Below are 20,498 nucleotides of genomic sequence, written 5' to 3' on the forward strand. Positions count from 1 at the left end.
CGAAACAAACACCCGCGATCCGTACCCTGTTCCGCCCGCATTGCGAATGCCCTTCGCGTTCCTCCCCTCACGTTACCCCATGGTCGGAATGATGAAGGCGCTGTCTCCCGCGCCGCCGTCCGGCCAGCGCTGGGTGACCGTCTTCACCTTGGTCCAGAAGCGCACGCCTTCCATGCCGTACTGGTTGTGATCGCTGAAGGCCGAGCGCTTCCAGCCGCCGAAGCTATGGTAGGCGACCGGCACCGGAATCGGCACGTTCACGCCGACCATGCCCACCTGCACGCGCTGCACGAATTCGCGCGCGGCATGGCCATTGCGGGTGAAGATGGCGACGCCGTTGCCATACTGGTGCCGGGAGGGAAGCTCCACCGCCTCCTCGAAGGTCTTTGCGCGGACGATCTGGAGCACGGGGCCGAAGATCTCCTCCTTGTAGGCGCGCATCTCGGTGTGGACGTGATCGAAGAGCGAGGGGCCGACGAAGAAGCCGTCCTCGTACCCCTGCAGCGAGAATCCGCGCCCGTCGACCACCAGTTCGGCGCCCTCGTCCACACCGGTCTGGATCCAGTCCTCGACCCTCTGCTTGTGCAGCGCCGTGACGACCGGGCCATACTGCGCTTCGGGATCGTGGGACACCCCGACCTTGAGCTTGTCGATCGCGGCGACCAGTTTTTCACGCAGGATATCGGCCGTCTCGTCACCCACCGGAACCGCGACCGGCAGCGCCATGCAGCGCTCGCCCGCCGAGCCATAGGCGGCGCCCATGATCTCGTTGACGGTCTGGTCCATGTCCGCATCGGGCATGACGATGGCATGGTTCTTGGCGCCGCCCATCGCCTGCACGCGTTTGCCGGCAGCGACGCCGCGCGAATAGACGTAATGCGCGATGTCGGACGAGCCGACGAAGCTGACAGCGGCAATGCCCGGATGATCGAGGATCGCATCGACCATCTCCTTGTCGCCGTGAACGACCTGGAGCACGCCCTCGGGCGCGCCGGCTTCCAGAAACAGTTCGGCAAGGCGGTTCGGCACCGAAGGATCGCGCTCGGACGGCTTGAGAATGAACGTGTTGCCCACGGCCACGGCCGGAGCGAACATCCACATGGGGATCATCGCCGGGAAGTTGAACGGCGTGATACCCGCCCCCACGCCCAGCGGAGCGCGCAGCGAATAGACGTCGATGCCGGGACCAGCGCCCTGCGTATATTCGCCCTTCAGCATATGCGGGATGGCACAGCAGAACTCGACCACTTCCAACCCGCGCTGGATGTCGCCCTTGGCATCGTCCACCACCTTGCCGTGCTCGGAGGCGAGCAGTTCGGCGAGGGACTGCATGTTCTGCTCGATCAGTTCCTTGAACTTGAACAGCACACGGGCACGGCGTTGCGGGTTGGTGGCCGCCCATTTGACCTGGGCTGCCTGCGCCGTCGCCACGGCACGATCCAGCAGTGCCTTGTCGCCAAGCGGGACTTGCGCCTGGACCTGCCCGGTGCTGGGATTGAAGACGTCGCCCAGACGCGCGGCCGAACCGCCGCTTCCGCCGACTACGAAATGGTCAATCAGGCGCATTCCTCATCCTTTCACGTATTTTCGCAGGCACTCGCGGTGCGCTTTCCCGTTAGGTGGTCTCGCGCCGATTTGCAGGCAAGCTGAAAATACGCCATCGGTGGCTGCACATTTGCAGCCGCAAGGACTTCACCTCACCGTGACGATGCCATCGATCGACTGGAGCGACTACCAGGCCTTCCTCGCGATCGCCCGCGCGGGACAGCTTGCCGGGGCCGCGCGCGTGCTTGGAGTCGATCCGACGACCGTCGGACGCCGGTTGCGCCGCCTTGAGGCCTCCCTGGGAACCGCGCTGTTCGAGCAGACCCGCAGCGGACAGGAATTGACGGAAGCGGGCGAATCGCTGCTCTCCTCGGTGGAAGCCATGGCAAGCGCCGCCGGGCGCATCACCGAGCACGCCGACGGGAACGACGGGCTCTACGGCACTTTGCGGATCAGCACTTCGGAAGGGTTCGGCTGCTGGTTCCTCGCTCGCCACCTCCCGCGCTTCCAGGCCGCCCACCCACGTCTCGCCATCGACCTCGTCGCCAGCAGCGGTTTCCTGAGCCCGACGCGGCGTGAAGCGGACGTGGCGATCATGCTCTCCCGCCCGCGCACCGGGCCGCTGGTGGCACACAAGCTCTCCGACTACAGCCTGCGGCTCTACGGCACGCGCGATTACCTTCAAGCCCACGGCACGCCGGCACGCCCTGCCGACCTGTTGGAAGGCCACGGGCTGGTCGGATATATCCCCGACCTCATCTATGCGCCGGAACTGCGCTATCTGGACGAGATCCAGCCTGGCCTGAAAGCGGCGATCCGGTCTCCCAGCATCACCGCGCAGCACGGGCTCATAGCCAGCGGCGGCGGGCTCGGCGTATTGCCCTGCTTCATGGCCGATGCCGACCCGCGCCTTGTCGCGGTGCTGCCCGAAAGGCGGATCGTGCGCAGCTTCTGGTTCGTCACCCATCAGGACATTCGCAAACTCCCGCGGGTGACCGCCTTTCGTCAGTGGCTTGACGAAACCGCCGCGTGCATGGAGGGAATACTCAAGCCCTGAGCGCACCGCGGCGGCCTCCATCGACAGGATGAATGAACCAGTGACCACAACGACCATCGATCCGGCAGAATTCCGCAAGGTGCTGGGCAGCTACCCGACCGGCGTCTGCGTGATCACGGCGCTCGACGATGACGACAGGCCGGCCGGCATGGTGGTCGGCTCGTTCACCTCGGTCTCGCTCGACCCGCCGCTCGTGGGCTTCTTCCCCGACCGCAAGAGCACGTCCTGGCCGCAGATCGAGAAGGCCGGGCACTTCTGCGTCAACGTCATGGCCAGCGACCAGACCGACGTCTGCCGGGCCGTGACCGCCAAGGGCGACCAGAAGTTCGTCGGCGTCGACTACGTCGTTTCCGATCACAACCTGCCGATCATCCGGGATTCGATCGCCGCCATCGAATGCCGCCTCTATTCGGTGACCGAGGCGGGCGACCACTGGTTCGTGCTGGGGGAAGTCCTGCGCATGGAAACCGTTCGCGAGGACGATCCCATGCTGTTCCACAAGGGACGCTACGGTGGTTTCGCCGAGCGGATGTAATCCGGTTCCCCGCCCGGCAAGCCATGAGCGCTTCGGGCCGTGCACGCGGATTTCCACGCCCTTCTTGCGCGCGGGAGCGCTAGCGGCCTGATGCAGGAATTCACCATCGAGATCGGCCAGGCCAGGATCGCCGGTTGGCGGCGCGAGGGCACTGGGACGCCGCTGGTGCTGGTCCACGGCTTCGCCGGGTCGCGGCTCGATTGGGAGCCGGTCATCGCCGCCCTGCCCGGCGACATGTCGCTGGTCGCGTTCGACCTGCGCGGCTTCGGCGCATCCACCGCCGAACCCGGGCAACCGTTCGCGCATTCGGAAGATCTGCTGGCCCTGTTGGGCACGCTCGGCCTGGCCGATGCCGACTTGTGCGGCCTGTCGCTCGGCGGCGGCACGGTGCTGAACTTCGCGCTCAACCATCCGGCACGCGTCAGGCGAATGGTGCTGGTCAGCCCGCTCATGGTCGGCTGGTCGTGGAGCACGGAATGGATCACGCGGTGGAAGATGATCGGCCGCGCGGCGCGGAGCGGAAACATGCCTCTGGCGCGCCAACTCTGGTGGGAGCACCCGCTGTTCGAAACCACGCGGGGAGGACCGGAAGCGGCGCGCCTGCGCGCCGGGATCGACGCCTTCCACGGGCATCAATGGGTGCAGGACGACCAGCGCCCGGAACGGCCGGAAGTCGATCGGCTTACCGATCTGGCGATCCCCACTTTGCTCGCGACCGGCAGCCGCGACACCGACGACTTCCGGCTGATGGCGGACCTCATCGGGACGGCCGGGAACACAGTGCGGCGCGTGGATTTCGAAGGCGCGGGGCATCTGCTCAATCTCGAAGTGCCGGAGCGGCTCGCCCGCGAAATGGCCGTCTTCCTTCGATAGGCCCTCATCCCGGGCCGCATCGGCTATGCCGCAGATGCAGCGTGTTCCCTGCTCCCTGCCCTGTTCGATGCAGTAACAAGAAAAGGGCGACGCAGCCTGTAAGACTGCATCGCCCCTCTCAACGGATCGACAGGATCAGAACTTGCCGGAGAACGAGGCTCCGATCACGCGCGGTTCGTTGAACACGGCCGCCATGTAGTTCTCGATCACACCCTTGAGGTTCTTCTCATTGGTGATGTTGCGTGCGAAGGCGGCGATTTCGTACCGTCCGTCCGGCGCCGAGTAGCCCACCTTCAGGCCGCCCTCGAAGTCGTTCTTCGAATAGAACTCCCGCGTCTTGTAGAGCACGAAGTTGGTGTAGCCCTGCCACATCCAGTCGGTCGCGGCGAAGACCGAACCGCCGTTGCCCAGCGGCACGTCGTAGCGCGCGGTGAGATTGGCGGTGTATTTCGGCGCATTGGGCAGCGGATTTCCGTCGATCTGCGCGAAGACGCCCCGCGCGTTGGTGATCGTCGGGTCCTGGACGGTGCAGACCACCGCGCCGTTGAGCGCGCAGACCTGGGCATAGACGTTCTTGTCCTTGATCTCGGTATGCAGCAGGCTGAGCCCTGCCGTCAGCGTGAGGTTCGGGATCGGGCGGGCTTCCAGCTCCGCTTCCATGCCGTAGGCTTCGGCCTTGTCGGCATTGAACAGGACGCCGTTGCCGTCGCTGTCGTTGCCGTTGAGCTGAATGTCCTTCACCCGGTAGGCGAAGCCCGACAGGTTGAAGCGGACGCGGTTGTCGAACAGCTGGGTCTTGATGCCCGCTTCACCCGAGAGGATCGTTTCCGAATCCGCCGTGGTGAAGTCCGAGTTGAACACCGCCGAACGGCCCTGGATCGTCGGCCCACGGAAACCGCGCGCAACGCGGGCGTAGACGTTGACGCTGGGGTTCACCTCGTAGTTGACGCTGACGTCCCAGCTCGGCTCTTCGCCCGAAAGGCGCACATAGCGGCGACCACGGTAAGTCACCGCGCCGGCTGCCGTGTCGGCAGTCTTGAGCAGGCGGGTCTTCTTGGTGTCCTTGGTATAGCGGCCGCCGGCCGTGATCGTCAGGCCCTCGGCCAGTTCGTAGCTGGCCTGGCCGAACAGCGCCCAGCTCGTGTTCTCGTTGCGCAGGCGCACCCAGTTGTTGGGGTTGTTGGCCGGCGGCGTCAGGAAGTAGGCGCGCTGGTAGAATTCGGTGATGTCACGCTGGTTGAACCACATGCCGCCCACCTGCCATTTGAAGCGGGTGTCGCCATTGCTCGACAGGCGCAGTTCCTGGCTCAGCTGGTCGAGGTCTCGCACGTTGCCCTGCGACTGGCCGAAGCCGTTCGCCACGCCGTTCACCGGATAGTCCGCTCCGGCGCCGCCATCGGTGTCACCGCGGCTATAGCCGGACGTCGTCTCCCAGGCGCTGATCGAAGTGAGCGTGACCGGGCCGAAGTCCATCGCGATGCGGCTGGATGCGCCGTAGGTATCGTAGGCCTGCGGGTTGTTGTGCGCTTCGTCGAGCGCGATCCTGCTACGCGGCTCGTCGCTGACGTCGTTCGAGCCCTTGGTGAAAGCGCCGCGATGGAAGATCGTGGACGTGCCCGAATACTTGCGGGCGTGGAAGCTCGTCAGCATCGAGAAGCCCGTGCCGGTCGGCGCCAGCAGGAGCTGGATGCGGGCGTCGCGTTCCTCGAAGCCGCCCATGGCGTCCTTCTTGGGCGAGACGGTGCCGTCGGCGCTGGGGCCGCTGTAGGTATTGTCGATCCAGTCGTCACGGCGCTGGTAGAGGCCCGAGACGCGCACCGCGAGCACGTCCTGGATGATCGGACCGCCGACGCCGGCATCCACGTTGACCGAGTTGTAAGAACCGTAGCTGGCATTGGCGCGGCCGGTCCAGCGGTCGGTGCTAGGCTTGATCGTGTCGATCTTGATGATGCCGGCCGTGGTGTTGCGGCCGAACAGCGAGCCCTGCGGACCGCGCAGCACTTCCACCTGCTCGAGGTCGTAGACCGGATTGGACTTCAGGACGACATGCTCTAGCACGACATCGTCCTGGATGATCGACACCGGCTGCGATGCGCCGAGATAGAAGTCGATGTTGCCCAGGCCGCGAATGTAGAAGCGCGGGAAGATGCGGCCGGTGGTCGTCTCGGCGTAGAGGCCGGGCACACGGCCGGAAAGCGAGAGAATGTCGTCCCCCGCCGCCTGGAAGCTGCGAAGCTGGTCACCGCCGACGACGCCGACCGAGATCGGCACCTGCTGGAGGTTCTCGGTACGCCGCTCCGCCGTGACGACGATGTCGCCAAGCCCCTCTGCGGAGGCGGCCGCGTCCTGCGCGAAAGCCTGAGTCGAGATACAAAGAGCACTCAGGCCGCAGGTCAGATGCAGAACCTTTTTGGCGATGACTTTCTTGGACACGTCGCATTCCCTGTTGGCAAGTAAACCGGCAGCGCGGGTACTTCGGCGGCGTGACGGTTTTGTTACGCAGCTTTACCATCGGGGGGAGATCGGCCGCATTTCAAAAACTTGCGACATTTGGGCAACGCCTGAGGCGCTCAAGCAGAGTTGGCGCTCGCAGCCGTGGGGCAGTTCTGCTGCTGGCGGGCGCGACTGCTGGAAGCGCTTCAGATCAGCCGAGGGAGGCGAGCGCCGGCTTCTTGTCTTCGACCGGCTTGCGATGGCGCTGGCGCTTGAGGCCGATCAAAGGCCGTAGCGGACCGATTTCTCGGCCGATCAGGTAGAACAGCCAGGATCCACCCGCCACCGCCGCGCAGAGCGTCAGGAACTCCGCCAGAGCTCCCAGTCCCATGTCGCGGATGCCATAGCTCACGAAGACCATGACCGTCTGGTGCGCGATGTAGATCGGGAACACGGCCTCGACCAAAATCGGACGCCAGCGGCTGTCGAAGTTCCAGAAACGATCAGCGATACCGAACAAGGCGAGCACCGCGCCCCAGCACTGCAGGGATTTGGCGAGCGACAGCGGCTGCTGCCAAGCCGCCGGCGTGGGGATATTGCCGGGATAGAGCAGCGTATCGCCGATCACCCAGGCATAGCCAAGGATAGCGAGCGCCAGTGCCAGCTTCCACTGGCGCGCGATGGCGGCCTGCATCGGCTGCGACCCGCGCAGGAGAAAGCCGAACAGGAACATGCCGAAATAGTGCAGATGGGCGCCGCGATCCTGCAGCAAGTGGTGAATGTCGGTCCAGCCATATGGAAGCATTCGCATCAGGAAGATCGAGGCTATGCCCACGGGCAGCAGCGCCGGGCCGGACAGGATGCGCTCAGCCCCCTGCCGCAGCGCCGCTCGCCATGCCTCGGGCAGCAGCATCAGGCCCGCACAGAGCACCAGCGTGTAGACCAGGAGATAGATCACGAACCACATGTGCATCGTGGCCGGCAGGACCTCGTATCCGACCTTGTGGAATTTGAAGGCGTCGTGAAGCAGGAAGTAGCCATAGCCATGGTCGTACCCGCTGTTCACCAGGCCCATGTAAGGCTGCGGCGGCACCACCACGGTCAGGCCGAAAAGCAGAGGAATTCCTAGGCGCAGGATCCGGCTTTTCAGAAAAGCCCGACTGTCCGCGTCCTTCCTGAGCAAGGCGGCGCTGGCATAGCCCGAGATCGCGAAAAGCAGCGCCAGCCGCCAGGCGCTCAGGCCCAGCAGCGGTATCTCCGCCCAGGCGACGACGCCGCGCGTGGGCGTCTGGTAGCCCCACGGCGTGAACGAAAAGCCGACATGGTAGAAGATCAACAGAACGAACGCGCCGACCCGCAGCCAATCCATTCCATAGTGGCGTTGCGACGGGGCAGGCTTCATCGTTCTCCGGTGGGGTAAGTCTCGGCGCGGCGAGAGAGCGGGGCTCACTTAGGGATTTTGCGGCATTTCTGCAACGACAGGGTTGTATCAGGTCGTCGCAGCGGCCTGCGCAAGCGACGGAGCGGAGCGTGGACTATCGCCGCCTCCTTTGGCGATCATGCCCTTGGCGAGCGATGCGCGTCGATCCCGTCGCCCCGCCCAAGATTGCGAGGAGGACCGCGGCATGCGAGTAAGTCCTTCCCACGGTTGAAGGATTCGAGATGCCGACGATGCAGGACAAGCGACACGATTTCCTCTGGCTGGTCCAGCTCTGGATCCAGCGCGAGCGGGACATCGCCGGCTGGACCGCGACTTGTGGCGATGCCGTGGCGGCAAGCTATCGCATTCCCGCCGCCATGACCGCCCGCGACGCCGCGTTCGACTTCATGTCGTTCCACAGCGCCTCGTTCCGGGGAGAGGCGGACAACGAATGCCCCGCCTGGATGAACGGGCTGAGCGATCCCCTCTACGCGTAAGGCGCGCCTTTCCAGAAGTTTGCCGGCCGCCGTTCAAACTGACCCTGCCTGGATCGACGCTTTATCGGCCTTTGAACACGGGGCTCCGCTTCTCGGAAAAGGCCGTGACGCCCTCCACGAAATCCTCGGTTCGCGACGCGTCTCTTTGACCAAGGCGTTCCTGGGTGAGCGCCTGTTCCAGAGTGCAGTCGGCAGCGGCCCAGGCCACCTGCTTGATCCGCCGCAGCGACCAGGGGCCTTGTGCCAGTTCGCACGCGAGCGCCATGGCGACAGTCTCCACCGCTTCGTCTGCGACAACCCGGTTGACGAGGCCCCATTCCAAGGCTTTCGCGGCTGGGAGCCGCTCTCCCAGCAGCATCATCTCCATCGCCCTCACCCGACCGATCGCCCGCGTAAGCAGCCACGAGGAGCCGCCGTCCGGCACGAGACCGACATGGCGGAACGCCTGGAGGAAGAAGCCGCTTTCGCCGCAGACGATGAGGTCCCCTGCCATCGCCAGCCCCGCCCCGACACCGGCCGCCGCGCCGCGCACGGCGGTGACCAACGGCTGCTCCATGTCGCGCATGGCGATGATCACGGGGTTGAAGTGCCGGTCCAGCAGCGTGCCCACGTCCCGGCGCGGATCGTCCAGCATGCCCCGCGCATCGCCCAGGTTTGCGCCCGAGCAGAACGCCTTGCCCTCCCCGGTCAGCAGCACCGCGCGCGCTTCGGAAGCGGCGCGGGATAGGGCATCGAACAGTTCCTCGCCCATTTGCGCCGATCCCGCGTTTCGCGTGGCGGGATCGTTCATCGAAATCCGCGCAACCCCGTTTTCAAGGCTGTAGAGCACTTTGTCATATGGCATTTTCGGCATCGCTCCGTCCTGTTCGTGCCGGCTCGGACCAGCATCTTCGCCAGGCAGCCATTCACGATTTCCTTGGCTGCGGCAACGGTCCTGTCGATCCGGTCCGCGCTACCGGGCAGATGACCGGCGGGATCCTCGTTCCGGATATTGAAAGGCGGCGCGTGATACCCAGATTCCACGCTCGACCATCCAAGGAGTTCAAGGACGTGAACGGTTTCAAGACGGCCATGCTGCTGGCGGCGCTCACCGCGCTGTTCATGGGGCTGGGCTATATCTTCGGCGGCAGCGGCGGCGCGGTGATCGCACTCGTGGTGGCGGCGGGGATGAACCTGTTCACTTTCTGGAACGCCGACAGCATCGTTCTGAAGATGCACGATGCGCGCGAAGTGGACGAGCGCACGGCGCCCGAGTTCTACAACCTGGTCGCCGATCTAGCCCGGCGCGCGCAGCTTCCGATGCCGCGCGTCTATCTGGTGGAAAGCGCCAATCCCAACGCTTTCGCCACCGGTCGCAATCCGCAGCATGCCGCCGTGGCCGCCACCACGGGCCTGCTCGACAGGCTCGACCGCGAGGAAGTGGCCGCCGTCATGGCGCACGAACTCGGCCATGTGAAGAACCGCGACACGCTGATCATGACCATGGTGGCGACGATCGCGGGCGCCATCTCGATGATTGCAAATTTCGGCCTGTTCTTCGGCCATGGCAGCGGAGAGGACCGGCCCAATCCGATGGCGGCGCTGGCCGCAGTGTTCATGGCGCCGTTCGCGGCCATGATCGTCCAGATGGCGATCAGCCGCACCCGGGAATTCGGCGCCGACCGTGCCGCGGCCGAGATCAGCGGCAATCCGCGCGCGCTCGCCTCTGCCCTGTCCAAGATCGCCGGCCCGGCCCAGGCGGTGCCCAGCCTGGCCTCACAGCGCAACCCGGCGGCGGCGCAGCTCTACATCGTGCCGACCGGAGTGTCCGACCTGTTTTCGACCCATCCGGCGACCGAAAAGCGTATCGCCGCGCTCATGGCGATGGAGACTCCGTCCCTGCGCCGCGCTGGTTCCGCTCTGGATCCCACGCGGCGCTAGGTGCATCACTGAAAAAGCGCGGTTGCGGACGCGTTCCGCCGGACGGTCAGCCTGCTTCGGCCTCTGCAACCAGCGCTTGCTGGGTCAGTGCGCCGACCAGCGCCTTGACCTTCTTCTGCCGCCACTGTGGCAGGGGCGCGACCAGCCAGTAGCCCCGGCGGCAGGGCGTCGTCGCCTGGATCACGCCCCGTTCGCTCTCACCGATCAAGCCCTGCGCCAGCAGGCCGGGCACCCGTGCACGGCCAAGGCCGGATCGCGCCGCAGCGATCGCCTGCCCGGCATCGCTGACGGCGATCGCAGGTTTAACCTCCTCGTCATCGATCCTGTCCTCGTTCTCGGCACCGGGCGCGGGGTCGCCGGGCCAACCGATCCAGTCGCCCGACCCCACTTCCACCCATTCGGCCGCGCCGAGCGGCGCGCCTTCCAATTCGCCGGGACCGTCGGTCCAGCGTACCGCGAGGTCCAGGTTGGCCTCGGTGAAGTCGGTCAATTCACCGTCGACGATGATGTAGCGGACCTGGGGATTGTCTGCCCGGAACGCCGCCAGACGCGGAGCCAGCCAGGCGGCGAAGAACTCGCGCGGCGCGGCGATCGTGTAGACATGGCTGGACTGCCCGGCCTGCATGGCCTGCACGGCATCCTCGAAATGGAGGAACCCGGTGCGCAAGGCAGCAAGGCCCGCGCCGGCCTCGTCGGTAAGTTCCAGGCCCTTGCTGGTGCGGCGGAACAGGACCACGCCGAGCAGATCTTCGAGCGCCCTTATCTGTTGGCCGACCGCGGCCGGCGTCACCGCCAGTTCGTCCGCGGCGCGGGTGAAGGAGAGATGGCGCGCCGCTGCGTCGAAGACGCGCAGGGCGTTAAGGGGCAGGTGCGTGCGCTTCATGGATGTTCCCTATGCGCTGACTTTCGCACGGGCAATGCCGAACTGGAGGATCGGCCGCGACCAAGGCAGCGGCTCCGCGTCGTAATCGGCAGCCCGGTCAACGCGCGGTTGCGGGCGCCGCGAGGGGAAAGAAGGGAATGCGCGCTTCGACCTCTCCGCCATCGCCGCGGACGAAGCTGTAGTGGCCTTCCATCGATCCCTGGGGCGTGGGCAGAGGGCAACCGGACACGTAGTCGTGACTGCCGCCGGGCATGATGACCGGCTGTTCGCCCACCACGCCTTCGCCGTCGACCATGCTGACGTCGCCGTTGCCGTCGGTGATGCGCCAGTGACGTGTCAGGAGTTGGAGGGTTTCAGCCGAATCGTTCTCGATGCGGATGTGATAGACCCAGAACCACTTGCCCGCCTCGATGCGTGATTGCTCGGGCAGGAAATTGACGGCGACCCTGACGGTTATGCCGTCTGTCAAAGCGGTATGCTGGAAGAACTCCTTCATAACGCCGGCCAGCCTAACGATGATTTCGCGCGACGACAACCACGCAGCAGCGTCGATCGCGCGCGATCCGTCCCGAAAGCGGGCGGGCGCCTTGCCCGGCCGCTTTCCGTCCGGTCTATGGCCCGATTTAGAGGCCCGCCTTTGTCAATGCCTGGTCGAGATCCTCGATCAGATCGTCGGCATCTTCCAGGCCGACATTGATGCGCAGCATACCTTCCGTGACGCCCATGGCCTCGCGTCCTTCCGGACCGACGCCGTGGTGTGTGGTCGAGGCCGGATGGCACATCAGCGAGCGCGAATCGCCGATGTTGTTGGAGATGTCGATCAGTTCCAGCGCATCGAGCAAGGCATGGGCCTGTGCACGGCCGCCATCCAGCTCGAAACTGAAGATCGGCCCGCAGGCATCCATCTGCTTCTGCGCAAGCGCCTGCTGCGGGTGGCTGTCGAGCCAGGGGTGCAGGATCTTCGGCACCCGCCCAGCCACGAACTGTCCGACCTTGAGCGCGTTCTCGCTCTGCTTCCTGGCCCGCAGGTCAAGCGTCTCCAGGCCCTTGAGCACGACCCAGGCATTGAACGGCGAGAGGTTCGGCCCGGTGTTGCGCTGGAACGGCAGGAGCTTGTCGTTGATGAATTCCTCGGTTCCGCACACGGCACCGGCGAGCACGCGGCCCTGCCCGTCCATCAGCTTGGTTGCGGAATAGGCGACGACGTCCACCCCGAACTCCATCGGCCGTTGCAGCACCGGCGAGCAGAAGGCGTTGTCGACGACGGTGGTGATGCCATGCGCCTTGGCGATGGCGCAGATACCTTCGATATCGGCGATATCCATGGTCGGATTGGCCGGCGATTCGAAGAAGAACACCTTGGTATTGGGACGAATTGCCGCTTCCCAGGCTGCAGTGTCGGTGGCGTCGACCACCGTCACCTCGATGCCGAAGCGTGGCAGCAGGCTGTCGCCCAGCCAACGACAGGAACCGAATGCGGCGCGGGCCGAAACCATGTGGTCGCCCGCCGAAAGCTGGCAGAGCAGCGCCGTGGTCATGGCCGCCATGCCCGACGCCTGGGTGCGGCAGGCTTCCGCACCTTCGAGCAGGGCGATGCGTTCTTCCAGCATCTGCACGGTCGGGTTCTGGAGGCGCGAATAGGTCATGCCGTCGTCCTCGCCCATGAAGCGGGCGGTCACGGTGGCGGCATCGTCATAGCTGTAGCCGGAGGTCAGGAACAGCGCTTCGCTGGTTTCTCCCATTTCCGAGCGCCAGGTTCCGCCGCGGATCGCGCGGGTGGCCGGGCGCCAGTTGCGGGTCTTCGAGCGGTCCTGTCCAGTGGTGCGTTTCATGAGCCAAGCCTCTAGGATCGCCGAGGCGCCAGTGCAAGGCACCAGTGCAACCTTCCCATCCCGGACAGCTTCGGTGGAGCAAGTTTCCGGCAGTCTTGCAGTCCTTCGACTTCCCCCTTATTCCGCCGGGCCAATGCCGAACGCTTCGCGCAATGACCGAGATCCGATCGGCTGGAGCCTGATCCTGGCGGGCCTGTTCCTGGCCCTCGCCCTGTTCCGAATCGCGGAGCCGGGGCGCTACTACTTCGACGAGGTCCACTACGTTCCGGCCGCGCTGAAGCTCCTGGACCTGATCCCGGCAAATCGCGAGCACCCGATGTTCGGCAAGGAAGTCATCGCCGGCTTCATCGCGCTCATGGGCGACCGGCCGCTGGCCTGGCGCATCGGCCCACTGCTGTTCGGCACAGTCGGACTATTCGCGTTCGCGCGGTTCATCTGGCACCTTTCCGCTCGCCGCCGCGCGACGATCACGGCGACCGTGTTGCTGGCCACGAACTTCATGTGGTTCGTCCAGAGCCGAATCTCGATGCTGGACATGATCGAGGCCTCGCTCTGCATGGTCGGCCTCTGGCAGTTCGCGGCGGCCCTGCGTGCCCGGACGAGAGGACCGGCCCGCCTGCATCTGGCGGCTTCCGGCATCGCCCTGGGGCTGTCGCTCGGCGCGAAATGGAGCAGCGCCCCCGCGCTCATGATACCCGGCCTGTGGTTCCTTGCGCTGCGTATCCGGGAGACGGGGTGGAAGGTCATCGGCTGCCGAGGCGCCGGCCCGATTACGGGCGTCTCGCTGGTGGAGGCCGCGTTCTGGCTGGGGCTGCTGCCGATCCTGGTCTATTGGGCGACTTACGCGCCGGCCATGTTCTACACCGTGCGGCCGACCTCGCCCTGGGGCTTCATCGAGCAGCACCGGCACATGATCGCGCTTCAGGACAGCGTGAAGAAGCCGCATCCCTATCGCAGCGTCTGGTATCAGTGGATGGTCGACTGGCGGCCGATCTGGTACCAGTTCGAGAACATCAAAGGCCGTCAGCACGGCATCGTCATGCTGGGCAATCCCTTCTCGATGATCGCCGGCCTCTTCGCGCTGGCCTGGGGTATCTGGACTGCGATCTTCCAAGGGCGGCGCGATGTCCTGACACTCCTGCTGCTCTATGCCAGCACGCTGGGCATCTGGATCGTCAACGGCAAGCCGATCCAGTTTTATTACCACTACCTCCTGCCGGGCGCTTTCCTCATGGCCGTCCTGGCCTTCGCGGTGGATGCGCTGTGGGCGCGGCGAGACCGCTGGCGCCATCTCGGCACCGGCACGCTACTCGCGTCGGTTGGTCTGTTCGTGGTGTTCTACCCGATCATCTCGGGCGCGCCGCTGCCGACGAAGGAGTTCTATAACCTCTGGATGTGGTTCCCGAACTGGCGCTGAAGCTCAGACGGACTGCATTTCGGGGGTCAGCACTTCCAGCCGCGTATCTCGTTCCAGAAGCAGGTCGATAACGCCTGAGGTGCCCTGCGGCCGCCGATAGCGGGCCGGCCATCCCTCCCGGCCCGCCAATGCGAATACCTCGGCGACGGTCAGCGACGTGGCGAGGGAGATACCGCAGTCCGCCGCCGGGGATAGCCCTGCCGGCCTCTCCAGAATTTCGAGATCGGGCCCGTCTGCCGAGGCGATAAGCCAGCCCTCAACGGCCTGGGCCGCCGGGCGGCCGACGATTTCGGCAAGCACGGCCGCGACATGACTTGGATCGCGGACCTTTATGGAAACGCGCAGTATCATGGTTCGCCCTACCCCCGGTCGGTTTCAGGCAGAGACACGATCGCACTTTACTCGACAAAGGGATTCCGGCGAACGCCTTACCGGCGCCGTTGGAGGTATTTTCACGAGAAGCGCCCTCTGGCGCGCAGGAAAATAACTGCGAGCACTGCCCCCGATGCCGCCATCGCCATGTCCTTCTGCGGATCCCAGGGATCGCCCTGCTGTCCATTGTAGGCCAGGGCGTCCGGTGCCGCCATGAACACGGTGAGCATCCATTCGAAGATCTCGTAAAGCGCGCTTCCTGCCAGCACCGATTCCACCGCGATGTATCCCGCCAACGAGGTCGACAACCCCTTGTGCCGCGCCAGCCAGCACGAGATCGGATGGATCCAGAGCGCGCCGAAGGCGAAATGAACCAGCCGATCCCAGGAATTGCGCTCCAGCCCGAGCGTCGCGGCAGGCGAAGGCAGGCCGAGCCCGCGCGCCCAGTCCTCGTAGGGAACGAAGGAGTAGATGTAGCGCCCGCCGATCGTATGGAACAGGAGGAACAGGCAGACGCAGGCCACGGCGCTCGTCGGCATGGGCCAGCGCCGCAGCGAGAAGCCGATACCGGCAAGGATCGCCAGGGTCGGCAGATTCTGCATCGGCGCCAGACGCGGAAACGGCGTGTCCAGCAAGCTGAACAACGCCGCCATGCCCGTCAGCACGAGCCAAAGGATCTGTCCGCGCGGCACGCCGTACCGCATCATCGGGGCGCTCAGTACTTGCCCCAGACGAACTTGTTCGAAAGCGCAAAATTCCAGACAGAGGCCAAAACAATGCCGATGAAGGCAGCGGCATAGTCGTGGAAGCCGATCCGGACCAGCGCAGTCGATGCACCGATGTTTGCGATCATACCAAAGGCGCAAGTCAGAGCGAACTGCGCCCAGCCGCGCATCAGCGGCCCGAAGCCGCGCAGACGCTTGTCCGCGTAAGTCAGTTCATTGTTAAGTATGAAGTTGAACGTCATTGCCACGATCGATGCGATCGTCTGACCGGTGATGAAAGCGACCTCCTTCGGATAGTGGCTGATCGCGAACTCCGCGCCGAACAGGCGCAATACCAGTGCGAGAACCGTCATGTGCAGGATCGCACCCAAGCCACCGACCGTACCGAACAGCGCAAAGCGGGTGGGGATGAAGCGGCCGAGCCACTTGTCGTAAAGACCAACGAGGAATTCGAACACGACCGTCCTATCGAGCTTGCTTTCGCCTTCGGCGCGCGCGGCGAAGTTCAGGGGAAACTCCTTGACCCGCAACGGGGTATCGACCGTCGCGAGAATGTCGAGCAGGATTTTAAAGCCTACACCCGAAAGCCGATGCGCGTCGGCGCGCAGAGTTTTGGTCTCCAACATGAAGAAGCCGCTCATCGGATCGGTGAGATCGACGCCGGTAACCTTGTTGGCGATCTTGTTGGCAAAGCCCGAAGCCTTGACGCGATCGGGGCGTCCCCATGCCTCGGTGCTGGCCCCCTCAGCGAAACGCGAGGCATAAGCCAGGTCGTATTCGCCCGAGGTCACGGCCTTGAGCATGCCCGGCAGCAGCGCCGGGTCATGCTGGTGGTCCGCATCCATCACCGCCACGACGGGCGCCGCGGTGGAGCACATGCCCTCGATTGCGGCGCTGGCCAGCCCGCGCCGCCCTATGCGCTGGATGCAGCGCACGCGCGGATCGACGAGCGACAAACGGCGGGCCTCGTCGGAAGTACCGTCGGGGCTGTTGTCGTCGACGAAGACGGCTTCCCACACGACGCCTTTCAGGGCGGCATCGAGACGCTCGATCATCGTCGCGATGTTCTTGCGCTCGTTATAGGTGGGCAGGACGATCGCCAGCTCCAGCGGCTTGGCTGAAACTTCGACCGTTCCTGCAATATTCGAACCAGGTATGTTCATGCGCCCCGTGGTAGGTGGAAATTCTGAATACATATTCGCGCCGGCGGAAGTCGCGAACGCCTTACAGGCGTTCGAGCACCGCGTCACCGATTTCCCGCGTGCCGGCAGTGCCGCCCAGATCGCCGCCCTTGATCCCGTCGGCCAGCGTCTTCGCCACGGCAGCCTCGATGCGCGCCGCAGCGGCCTCCAGGCCCAGCGAATGGCGCAGCAGCATGGCCGCCGAAAGGATCGTCGCCATCGGATTGGCGAGCCCCTTGCCGGCGATATCCGGCGCCGAACCGTGGATCGGCTCGTAAAGGCCGTAAGTACCCTCGGCAAGGCTGGCGGAGGCAAGCAGGCCGATCGAGCCGACACACATGGATGCCTGGTCGGACAGAATGTCGCCGAACAGGTTACCGGTGACGATCACGTCGAACTGGCCGGGATTCTTCACCAGCTGCATCGCCGCGTTGTCGACGTACATGTGGGTGAGCTCGACCTCGGGGTACTCCTTGGCCACTTCGATCACCACATCGCGCCAGAGCTGCGAGGTTTCCAGCACGTTGGCCTTGTCGACCGAGCAGAGCTTCTTCGAGCGGCCCATCGCCGCCTTGAAGCCGACCTGAGCGATGCGGCGCACTTCGTCCTCGGCATAGGACATCATGTCCCAGCCCTGGCGGCGGCCGTCTTCCAGCCTGCGCATACCCTTCTCGCCGAAGTAGACGTCGCCGTTCAGCTCGCGCACGATCAGCAGGTCGATCTTGCTGGCGACTTCGGGACGCAGGGTGGTCAGGTCTTCAAGGCCCGCGAAGACTTGCGCCGGACGCAGGTTCGCAAAGAGGCCAAGTTCCTTGCGCAAGCCCAGGATGGCCTGCTCAGGGCGCAGATGGCGTTCCAGGTGGTCGCAGGAGAAATCGCCCACAGCGCCGAACAGGATCGCCTGGGCCGAGCGCGCGACGTCCAGCGTTTCGGCGGGAAGCGGATGGCCATGCTTGTAGTAGGCCGCGCCGCCGACGTCGCCCTCGACCAGCTCCAGGCCCGGAAGGTCGAGCTTCTCGAGCACCCGCACCGCCTGCTCGGTGACCTCGGGACCGATCCCGTCTCCTGCAAAAACCGCGATGCGCATGTCGTTCTCCGCTTGCTTCTCAGCCATGAATCCGTGCCAGCCGCTCACGCAGCAGGACGCGCGACCCCATAGCGTCTCCACGCCGATCGGCAAGCGGGTAGCGCGCAAGCTCGCGGCCGAGGCGGTCGAAAGTGGCGAGCATCGCGCCCCAATCGCCGTCCTCGGGGCGGCTCACCGGCACGCCGTAGCCCAGTTCGCGAAGCAGCAGCACTTCGTAGGACAGCAGCGGCAAGGCCCAGCCGCGCGCGGAAGGCGCAACGCAGATCGCATCGAGCAGGGCACGGAGCGCATCGTAGAGCGCGGGGAAAGGTTGGCGCTCCGGCAGGGCGATCGCGGTCAGCGCGGTGATCCAGGAAATCGCGGCAGCAGGCAGCGGCTCGGTAAGCCAGGAGCCGCGACTGGTGACAAGCTCTACCCGCGCAAAAGGAAGCTGACTCTCGCTTTTCGACCGTACGTCGGCTTCCACGGCATTGCCCGGAATCAGCACCGGCCGCAGTTCGCGCCCCCTGCCCCCGGCCACGTAGGCGGCGACGATCCCGCTCTCGGCCGTAAGCATCCGGGCGATCACTGCCGTTTCGCCATGAGGGCGAGCGGCGCAGACGATGGCAGGGGCGCGAAGCTGCATGGCGACAGGTTATCGGCGCTCAGGCACGGCGGAACAATAACATGCCGTTTTCAGAACGTGAAACGCGGAGGAAAGTCCCCCGCGTCCAATGCTCGATACTGCCTTGGCGCGAACGGCCCTATTGGTCCGATTTGGCTTCCAGGGCGGCAATCCGCGCCTTGAGCGATTCAACTTCCCCTCGTGCCGTTGCGGCGAGTTCTTTCACCGCGTCGAACTCCTCACGCGTGACGTAGTCCATGTCGCCCAGGACTTCCTTGAAGCGCTCGCGCGCGCTGTCACGGGCTTCACGGCCCATGCCGGCGAGCGTGCCGGCAGCACTGTTCATCATCTTGACGAAATCGGCGACGAAGGGGTTTTCGCTTTGCATGGGCCCTATTTGGTATGTTGCGCGAAGCCGCGCAAGAGGGCTCGGCGAGATTCCAGCGGCTCAAATCTCGAAACGTTCCACTGCCTGAGGGCCTTCCGCCCCGTCCAGCGTGGAGTTGGCCTGGAGGAAGGCGAAATTCAGATAGGTCGCGAAGCATATCCACACGAGATAGGGGACCAGCAGCCAGGCCGCGATAGGGCGAACACGCGCGAACAGCGCGATCGTCACTATGACCGCGACATCGAGAATGCCGATCACGATGAGCCCACCGGTTATCTGGTGAGCACCGAAGAACACCGGGCTCCAGGCCAGGTTGAGCACGAATTGCACCGCGAAGGCGATCACCGCCGGGCCGCGCCCACGAGCGCCACGGGCGGCACAGATCATCGCCAGCGCGATGCCCATGAGCACGTAGAGCACGGTCCAGACGATCCCGAACGTGGCGGGCGGCGGGAAGATTCCCGGCTTTACAAGGGCATCGAACCAGGGATTGCCCGGCCCGCTCTGCGCTGCCTGGCCAGAAAGAAAGCCCAGCAGTACGAGCAGAGGAACGAGGACGAGCGCCCAGCGCACCAGGCTGGCACGCAACTGGTCGGACGAGGCTATCAGGGTCATTCCGTTATCACTCCTGGATCTCGGCCCGAATCACGGCGCGAATCAAGAAAAGCCGGTTAGGCGAACGGGTTGTGTAACGAGCCTGCTCCCGGCGCAATCATCGACCAACGCGAATAATCAGCAACGCTGCGCCGATACCAGAAATTCCACATTGCCCTCGGGCCCCTTGATTGGGCTCTCGATGATGCCCTGAATGACCCAGCCGTCCCGCTCCAGCCATTCCCTCACTTCGTTGCAGACCCGCTCATGCAAGGCCGGATCGCGGACGACACCGCCTTTCCCGACTTCGTTGCGGCCCACTTCGAACTGCGGCTTGATCAGCGCCACCAGCCGGCAGTCACGGACAGCGAGGCGGAGGGGGACTTCAAGGACTTTGGCCAGGCCGATGAAGCTGGCGTCGCAGACCACCCAGTTGCAGTCCGCATCGATCTGCTCACTGGTCAGGATACGCGCGCTGGTCTGCTCGAGCACTGTGACTCGAGGATCCTGGCGCAGCTTCCAGGCGAGCTGGTTGGTTCCCGAATCGACCGCAAAGACCCGCTGCGCCCCGTGAGTCAGAAGAACATCGGTAAAACCGCCGGTGGAGCTGCCGATATCCATTGCCACCGCACCGCTGGGGTCGAGATCGAAGTGCCTGATCGCATGGGCCAGCTTGATGCCGCCCCGTGAAACCCAGGGATGATCACGTCCCCGCACTTCCAAAGCCGCATCGGCCTTGATGCTCTGCCCGGGCTTCGCGATCTTCGTCTCGCCCGAAAAGACCAGCCCTGCCAGGACCAGCGCCTGCGCGCGGGTGCGGCTTTCCGCCAGGCCGCGATCGACCAGCATCTGATCGACGCGCGCCTTCGCCGCTTTGGCAGGGCCGGTTTTCTTTTCGACGGGGCGGGGTTCGGTCGGGTCGGTCATGGCTTTGCATACTTGAGATGGGCGGCGCCTCATTCCATACCAAGGGGATGAAGGCAAATCCGCGCCGGCGCACCCACGCCCATTCGTTCTCCCGCACCTTGTCCCGCAGGCTGCTGGCAACCGCTCCCTTGACGGCCCTTGCGCTGCTTGCCGCCTGCGTACCGGCGAGCAAGCCGCCCGCGCCGGCGCCCCGGCCGGTGCTGACCCC

Annotated in this window: 21 protein-coding genes; 6 read left to right on the top strand and 15 right to left on the bottom strand. The window is 65.0% G+C overall.

The genetic code is table 11. The annotated features are described in order from the left end of the window. Positions 1–72: 72 nt before the first annotated feature. A complete protein-coding gene (locus L284_RS40190) occupies positions 73–1,566 on the bottom strand; it encodes a CoA-acylating methylmalonate-semialdehyde dehydrogenase (protein WP_021235038.1) in 1,494 nt (497 codons plus the stop codon). Positions 1,567–1,708: 142 nt separating this feature from the next. Between L284_RS40190 and L284_RS40195 the strand changes: the two genes are divergently transcribed. The 3 genes from L284_RS40195 to L284_RS40205 all read left to right on the top strand — a co-directional run bounded on the left by L284_RS40195 (position 1,709) and on the right by L284_RS40205 (position 4,010). Beyond that, complete coding sequence (locus tag L284_RS40195) at positions 1,709–2,602, top strand: LysR family transcriptional regulator (protein WP_021235039.1); 894 nt, start codon at positions 1,709–1,711, stop codon at positions 2,600–2,602. 40 nt (positions 2,603–2,642) lie between these two features. Next, positions 2,643–3,137: a flavin reductase family protein gene (locus tag L284_RS40200; RefSeq protein ID WP_040713760.1), complete on the top strand. Its 495-nt coding sequence runs from the start codon at positions 2,643–2,645 to the stop codon at positions 3,135–3,137. 90 nt (positions 3,138–3,227) lie between these two features. Continuing rightward, a complete protein-coding gene (locus L284_RS40205) occupies positions 3,228–4,010 on the top strand; it encodes an alpha/beta fold hydrolase (RefSeq protein WP_021235041.1) in 783 nt (260 codons plus the stop codon). Between the two features lie 135 nt (positions 4,011–4,145). Here L284_RS40205 and L284_RS40210 read toward each other — a convergent pair whose 3' ends face one another. Continuing rightward, a complete protein-coding gene (locus L284_RS40210) occupies positions 4,146–6,443 on the bottom strand; it encodes a TonB-dependent receptor (RefSeq protein WP_021235042.1) in 2,298 nt (765 codons plus the stop codon). A 211-nt stretch (positions 6,444–6,654) separates the two neighbouring features. Next, positions 6,655–7,845, bottom strand: a complete 1,191-nt coding sequence (locus L284_RS40215; RefSeq protein WP_031342696.1) for an acyltransferase family protein — start codon at positions 7,843–7,845, stop codon at positions 6,655–6,657. A 260-nt stretch (positions 7,846–8,105) separates the two neighbouring features. Between L284_RS40215 and L284_RS40220 the strand changes: the two genes are divergently transcribed. Next, positions 8,106–8,360 carry a hypothetical protein gene (locus L284_RS40220; RefSeq protein ID WP_021235044.1) on the top strand — a complete coding sequence of 85 codons (255 nt, stop codon included), beginning with the start codon at positions 8,106–8,108 and terminating at the stop codon, positions 8,358–8,360. A 61-nt stretch (positions 8,361–8,421) separates the two neighbouring features. Here the strand turns inward: L284_RS40220 and L284_RS40225 are convergent, their stop codons facing one another. Beyond that, positions 8,422–9,213 (bottom strand): enoyl-CoA hydratase-related protein, encoded by a 792-nt coding sequence (locus tag L284_RS40225; protein WP_235054445.1) that lies wholly within the window; start codon positions 9,211–9,213, stop codon positions 8,422–8,424. Between the two features lie 197 nt (positions 9,214–9,410). Between L284_RS40225 and L284_RS0124505 the strand changes: the two genes are divergently transcribed. Continuing rightward, positions 9,411–10,280 (top strand): M48 family metalloprotease, encoded by an 870-nt coding sequence (locus tag L284_RS0124505; protein ID WP_031342700.1) that lies wholly within the window; start codon positions 9,411–9,413, stop codon positions 10,278–10,280. A 46-nt stretch (positions 10,281–10,326) separates the two neighbouring features. Here L284_RS0124505 and L284_RS40230 read toward each other — a convergent pair whose 3' ends face one another. The 3 genes from L284_RS40230 to L284_RS40240 form a co-directional block, all read right to left on the bottom strand. Next, positions 10,327–11,163, bottom strand: coding sequence for a LysR family transcriptional regulator (locus tag L284_RS40230; RefSeq protein WP_021235047.1), 837 nt, complete (start codon positions 11,161–11,163; stop codon positions 10,327–10,329). A gap of 97 nt (positions 11,164–11,260) precedes the next feature. Continuing rightward, on the bottom strand, positions 11,261–11,659 hold the full coding sequence (gene apaG, locus L284_RS40235) for a Co2+/Mg2+ efflux protein ApaG (RefSeq protein WP_031342701.1): 399 nt from the start codon (positions 11,657–11,659) through the stop codon (positions 11,261–11,263). A gap of 127 nt (positions 11,660–11,786) precedes the next feature. Beyond that, positions 11,787–12,995 carry a trans-sulfuration enzyme family protein gene (locus L284_RS40240; protein ID WP_021235049.1) on the bottom strand — a complete coding sequence of 403 codons (1,209 nt, stop codon included), beginning with the start codon at positions 12,993–12,995 and terminating at the stop codon, positions 11,787–11,789. 133 nt (positions 12,996–13,128) lie between these two features. On the opposite strand from L284_RS40240, the gene L284_RS40245 reads away from it, so the two are divergent. Continuing rightward, on the top strand, positions 13,129–14,412 hold the full coding sequence (locus tag L284_RS40245; RefSeq protein WP_021235050.1) for a phospholipid carrier-dependent glycosyltransferase: 1,284 nt from the start codon (positions 13,129–13,131) through the stop codon (positions 14,410–14,412). A gap of 3 nt (positions 14,413–14,415) precedes the next feature. Here the strand turns inward: L284_RS40245 and L284_RS40250 are convergent, their stop codons facing one another. The 8 genes from L284_RS40250 to L284_RS40285 all read right to left on the bottom strand — a co-directional run bounded on the left by L284_RS40250 (position 14,416) and on the right by L284_RS40285 (position 20,290). Then, complete coding sequence (locus tag L284_RS40250; RefSeq protein WP_152524705.1) at positions 14,416–14,763, bottom strand: hypothetical protein; 348 nt, start codon at positions 14,761–14,763, stop codon at positions 14,416–14,418. A gap of 101 nt (positions 14,764–14,864) precedes the next feature. Continuing rightward, positions 14,865–15,491 carry a DUF2238 domain-containing protein gene (locus tag L284_RS40255; RefSeq protein ID WP_021235052.1) on the bottom strand — a complete coding sequence of 209 codons (627 nt, stop codon included), beginning with the start codon at positions 15,489–15,491 and terminating at the stop codon, positions 14,865–14,867. Between the two features lie 8 nt (positions 15,492–15,499). Further along, positions 15,500–16,672: a glycosyltransferase gene (locus tag L284_RS40260; RefSeq protein ID WP_021235053.1), complete on the bottom strand. Its 1,173-nt coding sequence runs from the start codon at positions 16,670–16,672 to the stop codon at positions 15,500–15,502. Between the two features lie 61 nt (positions 16,673–16,733). Next, positions 16,734–17,777 carry a 3-isopropylmalate dehydrogenase gene (gene leuB / locus L284_RS40265; RefSeq protein WP_031342702.1) on the bottom strand — a complete coding sequence of 348 codons (1,044 nt, stop codon included), beginning with the start codon at positions 17,775–17,777 and terminating at the stop codon, positions 16,734–16,736. 19 nt (positions 17,778–17,796) lie between these two features. Next, positions 17,797–18,402, bottom strand: coding sequence for a DNA repair protein RecO (gene recO / locus L284_RS40270; protein WP_021235055.1), 606 nt, complete (start codon positions 18,400–18,402; stop codon positions 17,797–17,799). A 118-nt stretch (positions 18,403–18,520) separates the two neighbouring features. Then, a complete protein-coding gene (locus L284_RS40275) occupies positions 18,521–18,769 on the bottom strand; it encodes an accessory factor UbiK family protein (RefSeq protein WP_021235056.1) in 249 nt (82 codons plus the stop codon). Positions 18,770–18,829: 60 nt separating this feature from the next. Next, positions 18,830–19,384: a TspO/MBR family protein gene (locus tag L284_RS40280; RefSeq protein WP_021235057.1), complete on the bottom strand. Its 555-nt coding sequence runs from the start codon at positions 19,382–19,384 to the stop codon at positions 18,830–18,832. 117 nt (positions 19,385–19,501) lie between these two features. Next, on the bottom strand, positions 19,502–20,290 hold the full coding sequence (locus L284_RS40285; RefSeq protein ID WP_021235058.1) for a TlyA family RNA methyltransferase: 789 nt from the start codon (positions 20,288–20,290) through the stop codon (positions 19,502–19,504). Positions 20,291–20,498: the final 208 nt, after the last annotated feature.

The sequence above is a fragment of the Novosphingobium lindaniclasticum LE124 genome, assembly GCF_000445125.1.
In the GTDB taxonomy this organism is placed as follows: domain Bacteria; phylum Pseudomonadota; class Alphaproteobacteria; order Sphingomonadales; family Sphingomonadaceae; genus Novosphingobium; species Novosphingobium lindaniclasticum.

Coding starts and splice junctions, on each gene's coding strand:
- L284_RS40190 (WP_021235038.1), bottom strand. CDS start 1,566: ATGCGCCTGATTGACCATTTCGTAGTCGGCGGAAGCGGCGGTTCGGCC.
- L284_RS40195 (WP_021235039.1), top strand. CDS start 1,709: ATGCCATCGATCGACTGGAGCGACTACCAGGCCTTCCTCGCGATCGCC.
- L284_RS40205 (WP_021235041.1), top strand. CDS start 3,228: ATGCAGGAATTCACCATCGAGATCGGCCAGGCCAGGATCGCCGGTTGG.
- L284_RS40215 (WP_031342696.1), bottom strand. CDS start 7,845: ATGAAGCCTGCCCCGTCGCAACGCCACTATGGAATGGATTGGCTGCGG.
- L284_RS40220 (WP_021235044.1), top strand. CDS start 8,106: ATGCCGACGATGCAGGACAAGCGACACGATTTCCTCTGGCTGGTCCAG.
- L284_RS40225 (WP_235054445.1), bottom strand. CDS start 9,213: ATGCCGAAAATGCCATATGACAAAGTGCTCTACAGCCTTGAAAACGGG.
- L284_RS40230 (WP_021235047.1), bottom strand. CDS start 11,163: ATGAAGCGCACGCACCTGCCCCTTAACGCCCTGCGCGTCTTCGACGCA.
- apaG (WP_031342701.1), bottom strand. CDS start 11,659: ATGAAGGAGTTCTTCCAGCATACCGCTTTGACAGACGGCATAACCGTC.
- L284_RS40240 (WP_021235049.1), bottom strand. CDS start 12,995: ATGAAACGCACCACTGGACAGGACCGCTCGAAGACCCGCAACTGGCGC.
- L284_RS40245 (WP_021235050.1), top strand. CDS start 13,129: ATGCCGAACGCTTCGCGCAATGACCGAGATCCGATCGGCTGGAGCCTG.
- L284_RS40250 (WP_152524705.1), bottom strand. CDS start 14,763: ATGATACTGCGCGTTTCCATAAAGGTCCGCGATCCAAGTCATGTCGCG.
- L284_RS40255 (WP_021235052.1), bottom strand. CDS start 15,491: ATGATGCGGTACGGCGTGCCGCGCGGACAGATCCTTTGGCTCGTGCTG.
- L284_RS40260 (WP_021235053.1), bottom strand. CDS start 16,672: ATGAACATACCTGGTTCGAATATTGCAGGAACGGTCGAAGTTTCAGCC.
- leuB (WP_031342702.1), bottom strand. CDS start 17,777: ATGCGCATCGCGGTTTTTGCAGGAGACGGGATCGGTCCCGAGGTCACC.
- recO (WP_021235055.1), bottom strand. CDS start 18,402: ATGCAGCTTCGCGCCCCTGCCATCGTCTGCGCCGCTCGCCCTCATGGC.
- L284_RS40275 (WP_021235056.1), bottom strand. CDS start 18,769: ATGCAAAGCGAAAACCCCTTCGTCGCCGATTTCGTCAAGATGATGAAC.
- L284_RS40280 (WP_021235057.1), bottom strand. CDS start 19,384: ATGACCCTGATAGCCTCGTCCGACCAGTTGCGTGCCAGCCTGGTGCGC.
- L284_RS40285 (WP_021235058.1), bottom strand. CDS start 20,290: ATGACCGACCCGACCGAACCCCGCCCCGTCGAAAAGAAAACCGGCCCT.